Raw genomic sequence first — 911 nt, 5'->3', positions numbered from 1 at the left:
TGACGGCGTGCCCGCTCCGCCGGCACCGCCGGCCGGGCTGCGTACGTCTGCCGACGTCCCGCGCCCGGACATGACCCCCGGGGCCCCCGGGACGCAGACACCCTCGCAGCCGCCCCGCGTGGACCCGGCCCGTGGACCGGCCACGGCGAGCGGTGACACCCCCACCGGCGGCACCCCCGCCGACCCCGCCGCCACCGGCGCGGACGCGTCCAGCGGTCCGGCGACGGAGCCCGCCGTGCCCGTCGCCGATCCGGTGCGGCCCGAGCAACGGCGGGCCGGGCGCAACGACGCACCGGCCGTTCCCGTACGGACCGGTACGGGCGCCGCCGTCCCCGACCACCCGCTCGCCGCACGCGGCACCCGGCCCCCGAGCGGCGTCGACGACCCGGCCCGTGCCCCCCGGCCGCCGGCGGCCGACCGTACGGACCCCACCGGCCCCCTCGCGCCGGCCGTTCCGGTCCGGACCGCGTCGGCCGCGCCGGCGACGGGCACGGACGGAGCCCGGCCGCAGACCGCCGGCCCGCCGCCGGCCGCATCCGCATCCGACGCGCCGCCGGCGTCCGACGCGCCGCCGGCCGCCCCCACCGGCGACTTCGTGAGCACGACCGCCGCGGACAAGGGCAAGGGCACCGACCACGGCACGGGGCCCCTCGGTGCCGCCGCCCCGGTCGGCCTCCCCGACGCCCTCGCGGTCGACTTCGCCCTCGATGACGCCCGCCGGGAGCACGCCGACGCCCTCGGCGCCTTCAACCAGGCCGTCCGGACCGCGGGCGCGCTCGACGTGCGGGTGCAGAGCGGCCGGGGCGGCACCGACGACGCCGCGAGGCGCCGCGAGGCGTGGCGGGACGTCGAGCAGGGACAGCGGCGGCTCGACGAGGCCGTGGCCCGCCTGCACGCCCTCGGTGCGGACC

The 911-nt window shown here is 82.0% G+C and carries 1 pseudogene; it reads left to right on the top strand.

Annotated elements, in window-relative coordinates:
• Positions 1-118: 118 nt before the first annotated feature.
• Positions 119-911, top strand: a pseudogene (locus IH13_RS45660) (hypothetical protein); the annotation flags it as partial.

The organism is Streptomyces sp. NRRL WC-3549, from assembly GCF_000721935.1.
In the GTDB taxonomy this organism is placed as follows: Bacteria; Actinomycetota; Actinomycetes; order Streptomycetales; family Streptomycetaceae; genus Streptomyces.
This window is presented reverse-complemented; position numbering and strand designations above follow the sequence as displayed.